Below are 13040 nucleotides of genomic sequence, written 5' to 3' on the forward strand. Positions count from 1 at the left end.
TGATGGGCTGGTTCGAAGGCCGGCTCGACCCCTATCCGCCGGCACTGCCCGAACAGCCGCCGACCGGGCTGATCGCGTTTTGTCGCCATTACACCCGCGGCTCGGAAAAATGGCTGCTGATGATGGCGGCACTGACCACGGCGATTGCCGTCTCGGAAGTGCTGTTGTTCTCGTTCGTGGGCTCGATCGTCGATCTTCTGTCGGGCACCACGCCCGAGGCGCTGTTCCAGACCGAGGGCTGGAAACTGGCGGCGATGGGCGTGCTGGTGCTGGTGATCATGCCATTGCTGGCGCTGGGCAATTCGCTGATCATCCACCAGACCCTGCTCGGCAACTTCCCGATGCGCATCCGCTGGAGCCTGCACCGCTATCTGGTGCGCCAGTCGATGAGCTATTTCCAGGACGAATTCGCCGGCCGCGTCGCCACCAAGCTGATGCAGACCTCGTTGGCGGTGCGCGAAACCGTGATGAAGCTGCTCGACATGGGCAATTACGTGCTGGTGTATTTCACCGGCGCGCTGATCGTCGCGGCCTCGGCGGATTGGCGGCTGATGCTGCCTTTCGCGGGCTGGCTGGTCGCCTATGGCTCGCTGCTGCGCTATTTCATTCCGCGCATGCGCCGGGTGTCGCGCCGTCAGGCCGATGCGCGCTCGGAAATGGCCGGGCGGATCGTCGACAGCTATACCAATATCGCGACCGTAAAGCTGTTTTCACACGCAATGCGCGAAGACGTCTATGCCCGCGACGCGATGGACCGCTTCCTCGGCACCGTGCATACCCAGATGCGCATGGCGACCTTCGTGCAGGTCGCCAATCAAACGATGAATTACATCCTGCTGGCGTCGGTCGCCACCATCGGCATCTGGCTGTGGAGCGAGGCGGCGATTTCGGTGGGCGCGATCGCGGTGGCGGTGTCGTTCGTGCTGCGTCTGCTTGGCATGTCGCAGTGGATCATGTGGGAGATGTCGGCGCTGTTCGAGAATATCGGCACGGTGCAGGATGGCATCAACTCGATCTCGCGGCCCCACAAGGTGGCCGACCGGCCCGATGCCCAGCGTCTGGGGCGGGTGACGGGTGCCATCCATTTCGATGGCGTCGGCTTCAATTATGGTGGTGATCGGGCGGTGGTCCGCGATCTCGACCTGTCGATCCGGCCGGGCGAGAAGATCGGCCTGATCGGCCGGTCCGGCGCCGGCAAGTCGACGCTCGTCAACCTGCTGCTGCGGTTCTATGACGTCGAAACCGGCCGGATCACCATCGACGGTATCGACATCAACGATGTGACGCAGGAATCCTTGCGCGCCAATATCGGCGTGGTCACCCAGGACACCTCGCTGCTGCACCGGTCGGTGCGCGACAACATCATCTATGGCCGGCCCGATGCCAGCGATGACGACATGATCCGGGCCGCCCGGCGGGCGGAAGCGCATGACTTCATTCAAGGCCTGGCCGACAGCGCCGGCCGCACCGGCTATGACGCCCATGTCGGCGAACGGGGTGTGAAGCTGTCGGGCGGCCAGCGTCAGCGGGTGTCGATTGCCCGCGCGATGCTGAAGGATGCGCCGATCCTGGTGCTCGACGAGGCGACGGCCGCCCTCGACAGCGAGGTCGAGGCGGCGATCCAGGCCAATCTGGACCGGTTGATGGAGGGCAAGACCGTGATCGCCATCGCGCATCGTCTGTCGACCATCGCCGCCATGGACCGGCTGATCGTGATGGATCAGGGCCGCATCGTCGAGGAAGGCAGCCATGACGCGCTGATCGCCCGCAACGGGCTGTATGCGCGGCTCTGGCACCGCCAGTCGGGCGGCTTCATCCAGCTTGATGACGATCGAGAGGGTGACATGGCACCGGACGGGGTGGCGGCGCAATGAGCGCCGCCACCTGTCGTGGTCAGCCGGCCGCGGCGGCCTTCGCCTTCTCCTGGTTGCGCAGGATGAAACGCTGCAGCTTGCCGCTCGGGGTCTTCGGCAATTCGTCGACGAATTCGATCTCGCGCGGATAGGCATGGGCCGACAGCCGCGCCCGGACATGGCGGCGCAATTCCTCGGCCAGTTCCGCTGTGGGCTCGTATGCCGGCTTCAGCACCACGAAGGCCTTCACGATCTCGGTGCGCTCCGGATCGGGCTTGCCGACCACGGCGGTCTCGACCACGGCCTTGTGTTCGATCAGCGCGCTTTCCACGTCGAACGGGCCGATGCGATAGCCCGACGAGGTGATCACGTCGTCGGACCGGCCGACAAAGCTGATGCTGCCATCGTCATTCAGCTCCACCGTGTCGCCCGACAGGTAATAGCGCTCGGTCAGCGACCTGGTCGGCATGTTCCAATAACCGTCGAACCAGAACAGCGGCGAGTTCCGGCGGTCGACCGCAAGAATACCCGGCTCGCCGACCGGCAGTTCTTCAAGCGTGTCTTCGTTCACCACCACGATGCGGTGGCCCGGCACGGCGAAGCCTGCGGCACCGGGCTGCACCGGATGGCTGAGGCCGTGATGATTGCACAGCACCATGCCCAGTTCGGTCTGGCCGTAATGGTCGTGGATGGTGACGTCCAGATGCTCGGCGAACCAGCGGATCACCTCGGGGTTCAGCGGCTCGCCAGCGCTGCTCACCGCCCGCAGCCGGCCCTTCACCGGCAGCGCCAGTTCGGGCCCGGCCGCCAGCAGCAGGCGATAGGCGGTGGGTGCCCCGGCCAGATTGGTGATGCCAAGCTTCGCAATCAGGCCATAGGTGCTCTCGGCGGTGAACGGGCCGTCATAGAAGGTGGTCGCCACCCCCAGCGACAGTGGGCCGGTTACCGCGTAATACAGGCCGTAAGCCCAGCCGGGATCGGCGATGTTCCAGAACCGGTCGTCGGCGCGCAGATCCACCGCCTGGGCCATATAGCCCTTGAAGGCGGCGATCGCCCGCAACGGCACCATCACCGGCTTGGCCGGGCCGGTGGTGCCGGAGGTGAACATGATCAGGAACGGGTCGTCGCCCCCGCGCATGACCGGCGCGACATCAGGGCTCTGGCCGGCCAGTTCGGTATCGAAATCGAGATCCGTGCCGCTGGCGCCGCCGTTGGTGACAACGATCGTGGCGGGCACGCTCAATTCCGCCAGCTTCGGGCGGTTGGCGGCGTCGGTCACGATCAGCTTGGTGCCGGCGGTGGCGGTGCGATGCTCGATCGCCTTGGGGCCGAAGGCCGTGAACAGCGGCTGATAAACCGCCCCGGCGCGCCAGGTGCCAAGGATGGTGACCAGCAGTTCGGGCACCCGCGGCAGCAGCCCGCCGACCCGGTCGCCGGCTTCGATCCCGCGTGCCGCAAGCAGGCCGGCGAAGCGTGCCGACAGGTCGCGCAATTCGCCGAAGCTGAGCGTGCGGCCGGTACCGTCGCGGCGTTCGAAGCGCAGCGCCACCCGGTCGGGATCGGCATCCGCATGGGCGTCGCAGCATTCGATACAGGCATTGATCGCCTGCATGTCGCCGTGAAGCGCGGTGCGCAGGGTCTCGTCGAGGTCGAAACGCTCTGCGGCATCAGCCCAGGCCATGGTCATCGGTTCAGGTCTCCCCCGGTTCAAGAGTGGCGGCCCCGGCGCCACGGACACCGGAACCCCGACCGCCGCTTATACCGCGGCGTGACAGATCGATCGCGACGTTATGCGCGGCCGCCCGGGCGGGCAATGGCCGTTCGGATCACCGGCGCAGATCGGTTCTGTCATATGGACCCGCTGCCGCTATGCGACGATGAAAATTGGTTGACCGGGAAACGGACAGGTATATTGTTTCCCGGGAAACAAAAGCAGGGCCACCATGTCCGTACCAGCATCCGATACGCCGCTGCGCGGCCATCTTGGCTATTGGCTGCGGCTGGTCTCGAACCACGTGTCGCAATCCTTCGCCCGGGCGCTGGCGACGCGCGATATCGGCGTCGCCGATTGGGTGATCCTGCGCATGCTGCATGAGGCCGGCCCCGCCATGCCCAGCCGGCTGGCGGCCGATCTGGGGATGACCCGGGGCGGCTTGTCGAAACTGGCCGACCGGCTGATGGCGCGCGGGCTGATCGTCAGAACCGGCGCCACGGCCGACAAACGCCGCCAGCTTCTGGCGCTGACCGATGCCGGAAGCCGGCTGATCCCCGATCTGACGGCGCTGGCCGATGCCAATGATGCGGCCTTCTTCGGTGATCTGCCGGCCGCCGACCGGCAGGTGATGGAGCGGGTGCTGACCGGCATCGCCGGCCGCCATCACCTGACCACCGTGCCGAGCGACTGACCGGCACCGCACCCTGACCCGCCAGCCGACATAACCCGAGAGATGACAGAGGGATGACGTCATGACCGATATGGCGCATGCGACCGCGGTCGCGTGCACGGAAGGGTCCGATCGTGGAAAGCTGAGCTTTCCGGACGTGATCGGCCTGTTGGGCGCGGCCGGCATCGAGCGCTATCACGCCGATCTGCTGCGCGCGGAGAAAACCTATTACCGTCCCGACGGCTGGTCGACGGTGGTTGCGGCAGAGCCTCTGGCGCATGCGCCGGCCGGCCGGTTCGATGCGGCGGGCGTGGCGGTGGCGATCGGCGCCGTCCAGCGCCGGGCGATCGATTATGGCGGCTTCTGCGCGCGGATCGCCGCCGCCGGCTGTGTCGGTTATCACGTCACCCTGGCCGGGCGCCGGGCGGTGTATTACGGGCGCGACGGCGCCTGCCATGTCGAACTGTTTCCCGCCACCGACTGACCATATGCCCCGGCCATCCGGTCAGGGGCGCGGTTTGCGCCCGCGCCTCGCAACCCGTTCCGGCTTTGCCGCCGGAGTGGCCGCCTGCGGCATCGCCGCTGGGGGCGGATTGACCATCATGCGCGCGCCGCGGCCACGGGCGGCGGCGCTTTCGTCGTAATAGCGGGCGGCGACGGCGATGGAGCGGTGCAGCGACTGGGCCATGGCCTGCTGGATCGGCACATCGCGGTTCGCAGCCTCGGTCATGAAGCCCGATCGCAGGCCATGGGCGCTGATCCCGCGCGGGTCCAGCCCCGCCTGGGATGCGCGCGCCTTGACGATGCGGGCGACCGCCTGACCACTCAACCCGTCGAGGCCACGGCGGCCGAAGCCGCGACCGTCGGGGGTGACCCGCGGATTGCCATGGCGGTCGATCGGCACGAATACAGCGCCAGAGCGGATGCCAGATGCCGCAAGCCAGGCATCGAGCAGTTCCACCGGCCGGCCGATCAGCCAGACCCGCGCGCCATCGATGGCGCGGGTGGTCTTGGTGCGGGGCAGGGCGATGGTCATGGCCGGCAGCCAGCCGCTGGCGGCGCCTTCGGGCGTCAGCGCGCCATCGGGGGCGATCTCGGCCGGCTGCGGCCGCTCGCGGCGCAGATGTTCCACCCGGATCATCCCGGCCTCGCTGCGCCGGCGCCCGCCGGAGGCCCACATCACCGCCAGCAGGGCCGCATCGCGTGCCGCCCGCAGCGGCTCGCGGTCGATATCGATCTCGCAGGTCTGGAGCAGGGCTTCCAGCGTGTCAGCCAGAACCGGCGCCGGCGCCTTGCGGCCGGGCATGTGGTCGGATGACCGGAACAGCCGCCGGCGCAGTTCGCGCACCGACGGATCTTCGGTCGGCGGCTTCATGCCGCGCATGCGATGCAGCGATGCCCAACTCGCCAGCCTGCGGGCGACGGTCGCCGGGGCGGCCGGACCGGGGGCACGCTTCAACCCTGAGGCCACCATCCGCTCCTCGACCGCCTGCGGCATGCCATGATCGGGGTTGCGGCGGCGCTCTTCCGGGTCGTAGAGGTGATGGACCAGAAACCGCACCACGGCCGAGGGCGGCGCCGGCCACGGCATCGGCCCGCCATTGACCGCCGCCCACCAGCCGGCCAGATAGCGGGCATCCTTGACCAGCGCCAGCCGGCTGTTGGCGGCGATGCCGGCCCCCAGCAGCACATGCAGGGTTTCGCGCTCCGCCGCATCCAGATCGCCCAGCCCGCCGGTTTCCACCGCACCGGGCAGGCCCATATGCACGGCATCCTGGGTGGCGACCATGCGTGAGACCGGCCGCAGGATCTGCCCGTCCGGGGCATCGGCCACGGTCTTGCGGCGGCCGCGCGGCTGCGCCCGACCGGCACGGGATGCGGTGGTATCGCCGGCACCGGCGCCATCGGCGCCCGTCCGTCCGGTTCTGCCCTTACCCCGCCCGGCCATTGCCGCCATGCCGCCCGCTCCTGCACCTGATCAATTCCGCCAGCACCGCCCAAGGCTAGGCGGTTGGGGGGCGCCGGTCAATTTTACGCGGGCGTCGACCGGCGGCGACAGAAGGGTAATCCGCCCAACGCCGCAGAACGCCTTGGGGCAACAGATTATATGGCCACATAAATCACGATAGTTTCCGCATATACACGCGGCGGCAGGCAGGCGCGGATACTGCCTGACAGGTGAGACGGATGGTCGTCAGATGCCGCATTTCGTGACATGCGCAAGAAACCGCGCGGTCAAGTGTTAGGATTGTGTTAACTTTCGGTCATCCGCTGCCTCATCCCCCTCAGCGCACGGCCGATCCCTTGCCGAAATGGTCTCCGAGCCTCGTCATTCTCTGCGCCCTGGCCGCCGGTCTGCTGCTGGGCGGGCTGTCGGTCGTGGCCGCGGTGGGCCAGCCCTGGCTGGGTCTGCGGCTTGTGGCAACCGCCGAGACCGAGACGGCGCTGGAACCCCGACTGGCGGTCACCGGCGTTGCCGCCGAGGGCCCGGCCGCTGCCGCCGGGGTGACGGCTGGCATGCACCTTCAGGCGATTGCCGACGGCCAGGGCCGCCAGTTGACGCTGAGGGCCGAGGATCTGCTGGAAGAGCCGGATTTCCTGCCGACCTATGAGGCGATCGTCGATCTGCTGGCCCGGCAGGATCTGGCGGCCGGGATCCTGGCGCATGACTGGGTCCAACTGTCGCTGATCGACCCGGAGGGCGAGCCGCAGACGGTGTGGCTGGCACCGGCGCCGATGCGGCCGATCGGCCAGCTTCCAGCGCTGTTCTGGGTGCAGATCGTGACCGGTGTCGGCGCCATGCTGATCGGCGGCTGGGTTCTGGCGCTGCGTCAGGATGATCGTGGCGCCATGATGTTCGCGCTAAGCGCGCCGACCCTGGCGGTGTCGGCCTTCTGCTCGGCCATCTATGGCACGCGGGAACTGGCGCTGGATGGCAGCCTGTTCCGGGTGCTGGCGGCGCTCAACCACTGGGGCGCGCTGGGTTTCGGCGTGGCGATGATCGCCCTGTTCCTGGTGTATCCACGCCGGCTGGTGCCCGATATCGTGCCCGGAATTCTGGCGGTGGCCATGACCGCGCTGTGGGTGCTGGATACCGCACGGCTGCTGCCCGCGCCGGCGATGGGCATTCATCTGCCGGTGATGATCGAGATGATCGTGATCCTGGCGCTGATCGGCGTGCAGTGGCGGCTGAACCGGCGCGACCCGCGGGCGCGGGCGGGCTTGCGCTGGCTGGGACTGTCGGTGGCGCTGGGTGCCGGGGTCTTCGTATCGGCCATGGCCGTGCCGCTGGTGTTCGGCGGCGAACAGTTGATGTCGCAGGGCCTGGCCTTCGGGTTCTTTCTGCTGATCTATATCGGCATCGCGCTGGGTGTGCGGCGCTATCGGCTGTTCGAGCTGGATGAATGGGCGTTCAGGGTGATGTTCTATACCCTGGGCGCCATGTTGCTGCTGGTGCTGGACGGGGCGCTGATCCTGGTCATCGGTCTGGATCAGGGGCCGTCGCTGGGCCTGTCGCTGATCGCGGTGGGCTTCGGCTATCTGCCATTGCGCGATCTGCTGTGGCGCCGGATGGTCTTGCGCCGGCGGATGCCCGATCATGAACTGTTCCGGCGGGTGATCGAGGTTGCCTTCACAGCCACCCCTGCCGAGCGGGCGGCCCGCTGGCGCGACCTGATCCGCAGCCTGTTCGATCCGCTGACATTGGCGCCGTCGCGAACCGCCGTCGCCGTGGCCGTGGCCCGGGACGACGGCGTGCTGCTGCTGTTGCCGGCGGCGGCCGATGCGCCGGCGCTGGCCATCGGCTATCCCTGGCGGGGGCGCGGCCTGTTCGGACCGGCCCATCTGCAACTTGCGCGTGAGCTGACCCAGTTGATGGTCCATGCCGACGAAGGCCGCGCCGCCTATGAACGCGGGGCGTCGGAAGAACGTCACCGGATCGCGCGGGATCTGCACGACGATGTCGGCGCCCGGCTGCTGACCGGTCTGCACAAGCCCGATCTGCCGCAGACCCGACAGGTCATCCGGTCGGCCATGGCCGATATTCGCACCATCGCGGCCGGTCTGGCCCGTGGCGCCATGCCGCTGGGCCGGGTGATCGCCGATCTGCGTCACGAGACCGGGGGCCGGCTGGAGGCCGCCGGCCTGACGCTGGACTGGCCGCTGGACGATGGCGCCGACGACGAGGTGATGCTGGACTATCCGGTCTATCGCAACCTGTTCGGGGCATTGCGCGAGATCATCAGCAATGTCATTCGTCATGCGCAGGCGACGACTGTACGGGTGGAGATCGGCATGAGCGACGGATGGTTGCGGCTGGTGGTATGCGATGACGGCATCGGGCTGGATATCGCCGCATCGGAGGCTGGGGCATCGGAGGCCGGTGCAGCCGGTTCGGGCGGTCTGGGCCTGGGCAATCTTGCCCGCCGGGTGATCGAACTGGGCGGCGTTCTGCGCTTTCCCGAAACCAGCCAGGGCACGCATGTCGCCCTGGATCTGCCGCTGTGCCACCCGGCCAGGGGCACCGTCGGGGCGAGCGACACCACGGGAGGCCGGACATGACCGAGGCCGGCGCGGGACGATATGGGTTTGTGATCGAAGACCTGAAGCCGACCCGGCTGTGGCTTGAGGACACGCTGCGCAGGACGTTTCCGGGGATCGAGGTCGCCAGCGCAGACAGTCTGGCGCGCGCCCGCGCGCTGCTGGCCGATCGTCTGCCGCCGGCGGATACCGGCGCGGCCGGCGGTCCGCATCTGGCTCTGGTCGATCTGGGACTGCCCGACGGATCGGGCATTGACCTGATCCGCGATCTGGCCGAAAGCCGGCCCGATGTGATGACGATTGTCACGACCATCTATGACGATGACGGGCATCTGTTCGATGCCATCGCCGCCGGCGCCCAGGGTTATCTGTTGAAGGATCAGGATGCCGGGCTGCTGATGCAGTATCTGCACCGGATCGAACAGGGCGATCCGCCATTGTCGCCATCGATCGCCCGGCGGATGCTGGCACGGCTGCGTCAGCCCGACGGCCATGGCCATGTGCCGGCTCCCCATGTTCCGACCACACCGGAGACCGTTCTGACCCCGCGTGAGGTGGAGGTGCTGTCCCTGCTGGGGCGGGGCCTGCGCAATGCCGAGGTGGCGCGGCTGCTGTCGTTGAGCGACCATACCATCGCAGGCTATGTGAAGGCGATCTACGCCAAGCTCAACATCTGTTCGCGGGCGGAGGCGGCCTTGGAGGCGTCGAGGCGCGGGCTGGTGTAGACCAGCGCAAGGCGACACCTGACGACTGGACATTTTTCATGATACACAGGCGGGGCATCGGAACCGGACCAGAAAGGCCGCCGCCCATGACCATGATAGACCCTGCCACACAGGCGGCCCGCGCCGATGCGTTCCGGGGTTCGCTGGATCTTGAGCTCATGTCGGGCGATGCCGGCGGCGAGCAGACCTGGAGCGGCCGCACCGACCCGCTGTGGCGGAACATGATCGGCCCCTTCGGCGGCTGGATCGCGGCCCTGCTGGCACGGGCCGCCGAGCGGGCGGCAGGCCTGTGGCTCGCTGGCGCCGGAGCCGGGGCTGGCGTGGTCGCCACCAACACCAGCTTCATGGGGCCGATCGCCGAGGGGCCGCTGCGGATCGTCACACGGCCGCTGCGGATCGGCCGGTCGGTCGGGTTCTGGCAGGTGGATCTGATTCAGGCGGGCGAGGGCGGCGACGTTCTGTGCTGTCAGGCGACCGTCACCACCGGCGCGCGCCGCGATACCGGCGACTTCACCGAGCCACGCTCGGCCATGCCCGCCGTGCCGCCGGCGGCCGAGGTGCGGCGCTTCAAGCCGCTGCCCGGCATGCCCGGCTGGTTCAACGCCTATGACATGCGCGTGGTGGATGGCCAGCCGTTTTCGGGCGCCGCCAGCAGCCGGGGCCTGACATGGCTGCGCCATGCGCCTGACACGGATCATGCACCCGATGGCTCCGGCGACTGGCCCGCGGGCCACGAGCCGGCATTCGATGTGGCCGTCATCGCCGGGCTGGCGGATGCAGTGTTTCCGCGGGTTTTTCTGCTCGACCGTCGCCCGCGGCCGGTATCGACCGTTATGCTGTCGACCTATATTCATGCGCGTCCGGAGGTGCTGGCGACCATCGGCGGAGCGCCGGTGCTGGCTGAAGCGGTGGCCCGGCGGGCGCATGACGGTTTTTTCGACCAGCAGGTGACGCTGTGGGACGCGGCCGGCACGGTGCTCGCCACATCTGAACAACTGGTCTGGTACAAATGACTGGCCCGGCGCAAGTGACTGGCCCGGCGCAAGTGATTGGCCCGGCGCAAGTGATTGGCCCGGTCCAAGTGATGTGTCTTGTACAAGTGACATCGGCCCGATGACCACGCGTCCCCGCTCCCCATCCGCCCGGGCCCGTGCCGCGTTGGAGGCCATGGCGGCGAAGCTGGAAGCCAGCGGCGATTATCGCGTTCTGCGCCGGATCACGCCGCGCGAATGGTTTTCCACCGCCGCCGCCAAGGGTGATTTCCAGCGCCGCAGCGAGGTGCGAACCGGGCTGATCCTGGATGTCGAGACCACCGGCCTCGACCCCAGGACCGATGCGATCATCGAATTGGGTATGATCGCCTTCGAATATGAACCCGGCGGCACGGTGTTCCGGGTCACCGGCAGTTTTTCGGCCTTTCAGGACCCGGGGCGGCCGATCCCGCCCGAGATCACCCGCCTGACCGGCATCACCGACGAGATGGTCGCCGGTCAGTCGATCGAGCCGATCGAGGTTGCGGGCTTCGCCGAGCCGGCATCGGTGGTGATCGCCCATAACGCCGGCTTCGATCGCCGGTTCGTCGAGCGGGTCTGGGATATTTTCCGGATGAAGGCCTGGGCCTGCTCGCAATCGGGCATCGACTGGTCGGGCGAGGGCGTGGAAGGCACCAAGCTCGGCTATCTGCTGGCACAGGCCGGGCTGTTCCATGACGGTCATCGGGCCGCCGAGGATTGCCGGGCCCTGCTGGAGGTTCTGGCCCGGCCGCTGCCGGTTTCGGGCGTCACGGCGCTGGGCAGCCTGCTGGCCGGGGCGCGCCAGGCGAGCATGCGGATCCGCGCCGAAGGCAGCCCCTTCGACATGAAGGACGCCCTGAAAGCCCGCGGCTATCGCTGGAACGACGGCTCCGACGGTCAGCCCAAGGCGTGGTGGCGCGATGTCGCCGAGGCCGATGTCGAGGCCGAGCTGACCTTCCTCCGGCTGGAGATCTATCGACGGGCCGAGCTTGATATCCCTGTGCGGCGGTTGACGGCTTTCGACCGCTACTCCGACCGGGTGTAAGAGGGTGCTGGCGCCATGGCGGCGGCTGTCGGTCCGATGCAGTTTGCGCCACGTGCTTAACCCTTCATTCAGTTCGCCGTGGCAATATGGTGGAGATCGGGGTGCCCCGGGGACAATGAGGGCGCCATAGATGAGGAGGGGCGATCGCCGATGATCGCGGAACACGACATGCTCGACACCGATCCGGCCGTGGCACCGCGTGACGCCGCGGCTGAACGCATGCGGCTGGCCCATCTGGATCGTCTGGGCGTGCTCGATACCCCGCCGGATCCGGGGCTCGACCGCATCGTCGACATCGTATCCACCATCTGTGCGGCACCGATCGTTCTGGTGTCGCTGATCGATGCCAGCCGGCAGTGGTTCATGGCGCGCACGGGGCTCGATGCCCGCGAAACCCCACGGGAATGGGCGTTCTGCGACCATGCGCTGTGCCAGAAGGGCATTCTGGAAGTCCGCGATCCGGTGGGCGACCCCCGGTTCCGCAGCAATCCTCTGGTTACCGGCGCGCCGTTCATCCGCTTCTATGCCGGTGCGCCGATCCGCCTGAACGATGGCACCGCCCTTGGCACGTTGTGCGTGATCGACACCAGCCTCCGGCCCGATGGTCTGACGCCGACCGAATCGCGGCTTCTGCTTGCCCATGCAGCGCTGGTTGCCGACCGTCTGCACCTGATGGGCAGTCATGCCCGCCTCAGGCAGCAGATCGACCTGTCGAGCCGCGTTCAGGCGCGTCTGGCCGACATGGTGGCGGTGCCGGGCCGGGCAGTGCCGGAACTGGTTCACGAACTGCGCACGCCATTGTGTTCAATCATGGGCTACGCGGCATTGATCGCTGTCGACCCGATGGTGCCGGCCGAGCCGCGAAAATGGGCGGGCGCCATCGACGAAGGCGGCCGCTGGATGCTGAAGCTGGTCAACACCCTGCTTGATACGCCATCAGCCGGCCGCCGTGGCGACGCCGCCGCTCTCGGCGCCACCGACCTGCGCGAGCCGCTGGACGCGGCCCTGCGGCTGGTGCACGGTCTGGCGCTGGATGCGGGCCTGCGGCTCGATGTGCGGATGGGGGCGGCGCCGCTGCCGATGCGCGCCGATCCTGCGACCGTGCAGCAGATCGCGGTCAATCTGCTGGCGAATGCGATAAAATACACAGCCTCCGGCGGTACGGTCTGGCTCGACCTGTTGTCCGAGCCCGCCGGCACGGTCGGCTTCTCGATCAGCGATGATGGACCGGGGGTGGCGCCTGAGCGCGTGCAGGGAGGCCATGGCGTGCTGGCCCACGATCTGGAAGATCCACGGCAATTGCCGGAGGCGTCCGGGGCGGAGACAGCCCAAAAGGGGGGAAGCTCCGGCATGGGGCTGCGGATCAGCCGGCGCCTTGCGGAAGGGCAGGGCGGGGGTCTGTCGATCGTCAACCGGCCCTCCGCCGGTATCGGATTCATGGTGCGGGTGTCCCTGCCGGGGGCCTAGCGGCGACGTCCCGT

10 protein-coding genes are annotated in these 13040 nt (G+C 68.0%); 8 read left to right on the top strand and 2 right to left on the bottom strand.

Going from position 1 to position 13040, the window contains the following annotated elements; genetic code table 11:
- Positions 1-2: 2 nt before the first annotated feature.
- Positions 3-1874 (top strand): ABC transporter ATP-binding protein, encoded by a 1872-nt coding sequence (locus tag WG924_RS04555; protein WP_345932254.1) that lies wholly within the window; start codon positions 3-5, stop codon positions 1872-1874.
- Positions 1875-1893: 19 nt separating this feature from the next.
- Here WG924_RS04555 and WG924_RS04560 read toward each other — a convergent pair whose 3' ends face one another.
- Complete coding sequence (locus WG924_RS04560; RefSeq protein WP_372044708.1) at positions 1894-3540, bottom strand: AMP-binding protein; 1647 nt, start codon at positions 3538-3540, stop codon at positions 1894-1896.
- 256 nt (positions 3541-3796) lie between these two features.
- Here WG924_RS04560 and WG924_RS04565 point away from each other — a divergent pair, with 256 nt between their 5' ends.
- Together WG924_RS04565 and WG924_RS04570 are read left to right on the top strand one after the other, a co-directional pair.
- Positions 3797-4258 (top strand): MarR family winged helix-turn-helix transcriptional regulator, encoded by a 462-nt coding sequence (locus tag WG924_RS04565; protein ID WP_345931836.1) that lies wholly within the window; start codon positions 3797-3799, stop codon positions 4256-4258.
- Between the two features lie 61 nt (positions 4259-4319).
- Positions 4320-4721, top strand: coding sequence for a DUF1398 domain-containing protein (locus WG924_RS04570; protein ID WP_345931837.1), 402 nt, complete (start codon positions 4320-4322; stop codon positions 4719-4721).
- A 21-nt stretch (positions 4722-4742) separates the two neighbouring features.
- Here WG924_RS04570 and WG924_RS04575 read toward each other — a convergent pair whose 3' ends face one another.
- A complete protein-coding gene (locus WG924_RS04575; protein WP_345931838.1) occupies positions 4743-6194 on the bottom strand; it encodes a site-specific integrase in 1452 nt (483 codons plus the stop codon).
- Between the two features lie 347 nt (positions 6195-6541).
- Here WG924_RS04575 and WG924_RS04580 point away from each other — a divergent pair, with 347 nt between their 5' ends.
- From WG924_RS04580 to WG924_RS04600, 5 genes are all read left to right on the top strand, one after another.
- The gene (locus tag WG924_RS04580; RefSeq protein WP_345931839.1) at positions 6542-8797 is read left to right on the top strand and encodes a sensor histidine kinase; all 2256 of its coding nucleotides are present in this window, start codon (positions 6542-6544) and stop codon (positions 8795-8797) included.
- Positions 8794-9501 carry a LuxR C-terminal-related transcriptional regulator gene (locus WG924_RS04585; RefSeq protein WP_345931840.1) on the top strand — a complete coding sequence of 236 codons (708 nt, stop codon included), beginning with the start codon at positions 8794-8796 and terminating at the stop codon, positions 9499-9501. Before WG924_RS04580 ends, WG924_RS04585 begins: the two co-directional genes overlap by 4 nt.
- Positions 9502-9587: 86 nt before the next feature.
- Positions 9588-10514: a thioesterase family protein gene (locus WG924_RS04590; protein ID WP_345931841.1), complete on the top strand. Its 927-nt coding sequence runs from the start codon at positions 9588-9590 to the stop codon at positions 10512-10514.
- A 100-nt stretch (positions 10515-10614) separates the two neighbouring features.
- Entirely contained in the window at positions 10615-11559 is a 945-nt protein-coding gene (locus WG924_RS04595; RefSeq protein ID WP_345931842.1) for a 3'-5' exonuclease, read from the top strand.
- Positions 11560-11709: 150 nt separating this feature from the next.
- Positions 11710-13026 carry a GAF domain-containing sensor histidine kinase gene (locus WG924_RS04600; protein WP_345931843.1) on the top strand — a complete coding sequence of 439 codons (1317 nt, stop codon included), beginning with the start codon at positions 11710-11712 and terminating at the stop codon, positions 13024-13026.
- Positions 13027-13040 lie beyond the last annotated feature (14 nt).

This window comes from Tistrella arctica, from assembly GCF_039630945.1.
Taxonomy (GTDB): Bacteria; Pseudomonadota; Alphaproteobacteria; order Tistrellales; family Tistrellaceae; genus Tistrella; species Tistrella bauzanensis.

Excerpts from the sequence above, each read along its gene's own strand:
- WG924_RS04590 (WP_345931841.1), top strand. The coding sequence starts at position 9,588 with ATGACCATGATAGACCCTGCCACACAGGCGGCCCGCGCCGATGCGTTC.
- WG924_RS04570 (WP_345931837.1), top strand. The coding sequence starts at position 4,320 with ATGACCGATATGGCGCATGCGACCGCGGTCGCGTGCACGGAAGGGTCC.
- WG924_RS04595 (WP_345931842.1), top strand. The coding sequence starts at position 10,615 with ATGACCACGCGTCCCCGCTCCCCATCCGCCCGGGCCCGTGCCGCGTTG.
- WG924_RS04585 (WP_345931840.1), top strand. The coding sequence starts at position 8,794 with ATGACCGAGGCCGGCGCGGGACGATATGGGTTTGTGATCGAAGACCTG.
- WG924_RS04600 (WP_345931843.1), top strand. The coding sequence starts at position 11,710 with ATGATCGCGGAACACGACATGCTCGACACCGATCCGGCCGTGGCACCG.
- WG924_RS04565 (WP_345931836.1), top strand. The coding sequence starts at position 3,797 with ATGTCCGTACCAGCATCCGATACGCCGCTGCGCGGCCATCTTGGCTAT.
- WG924_RS04575 (WP_345931838.1), bottom strand. The coding sequence starts at position 6,194 with ATGGCGGCAATGGCCGGGCGGGGTAAGGGCAGAACCGGACGGACGGGC.
- WG924_RS04560 (WP_372044708.1), bottom strand. The coding sequence starts at position 3,540 with ATGACCATGGCCTGGGCTGATGCCGCAGAGCGTTTCGACCTCGACGAG.
- WG924_RS04555 (WP_345932254.1), top strand. The coding sequence starts at position 3 with ATGGGCTGGTTCGAAGGCCGGCTCGACCCCTATCCGCCGGCACTGCCC.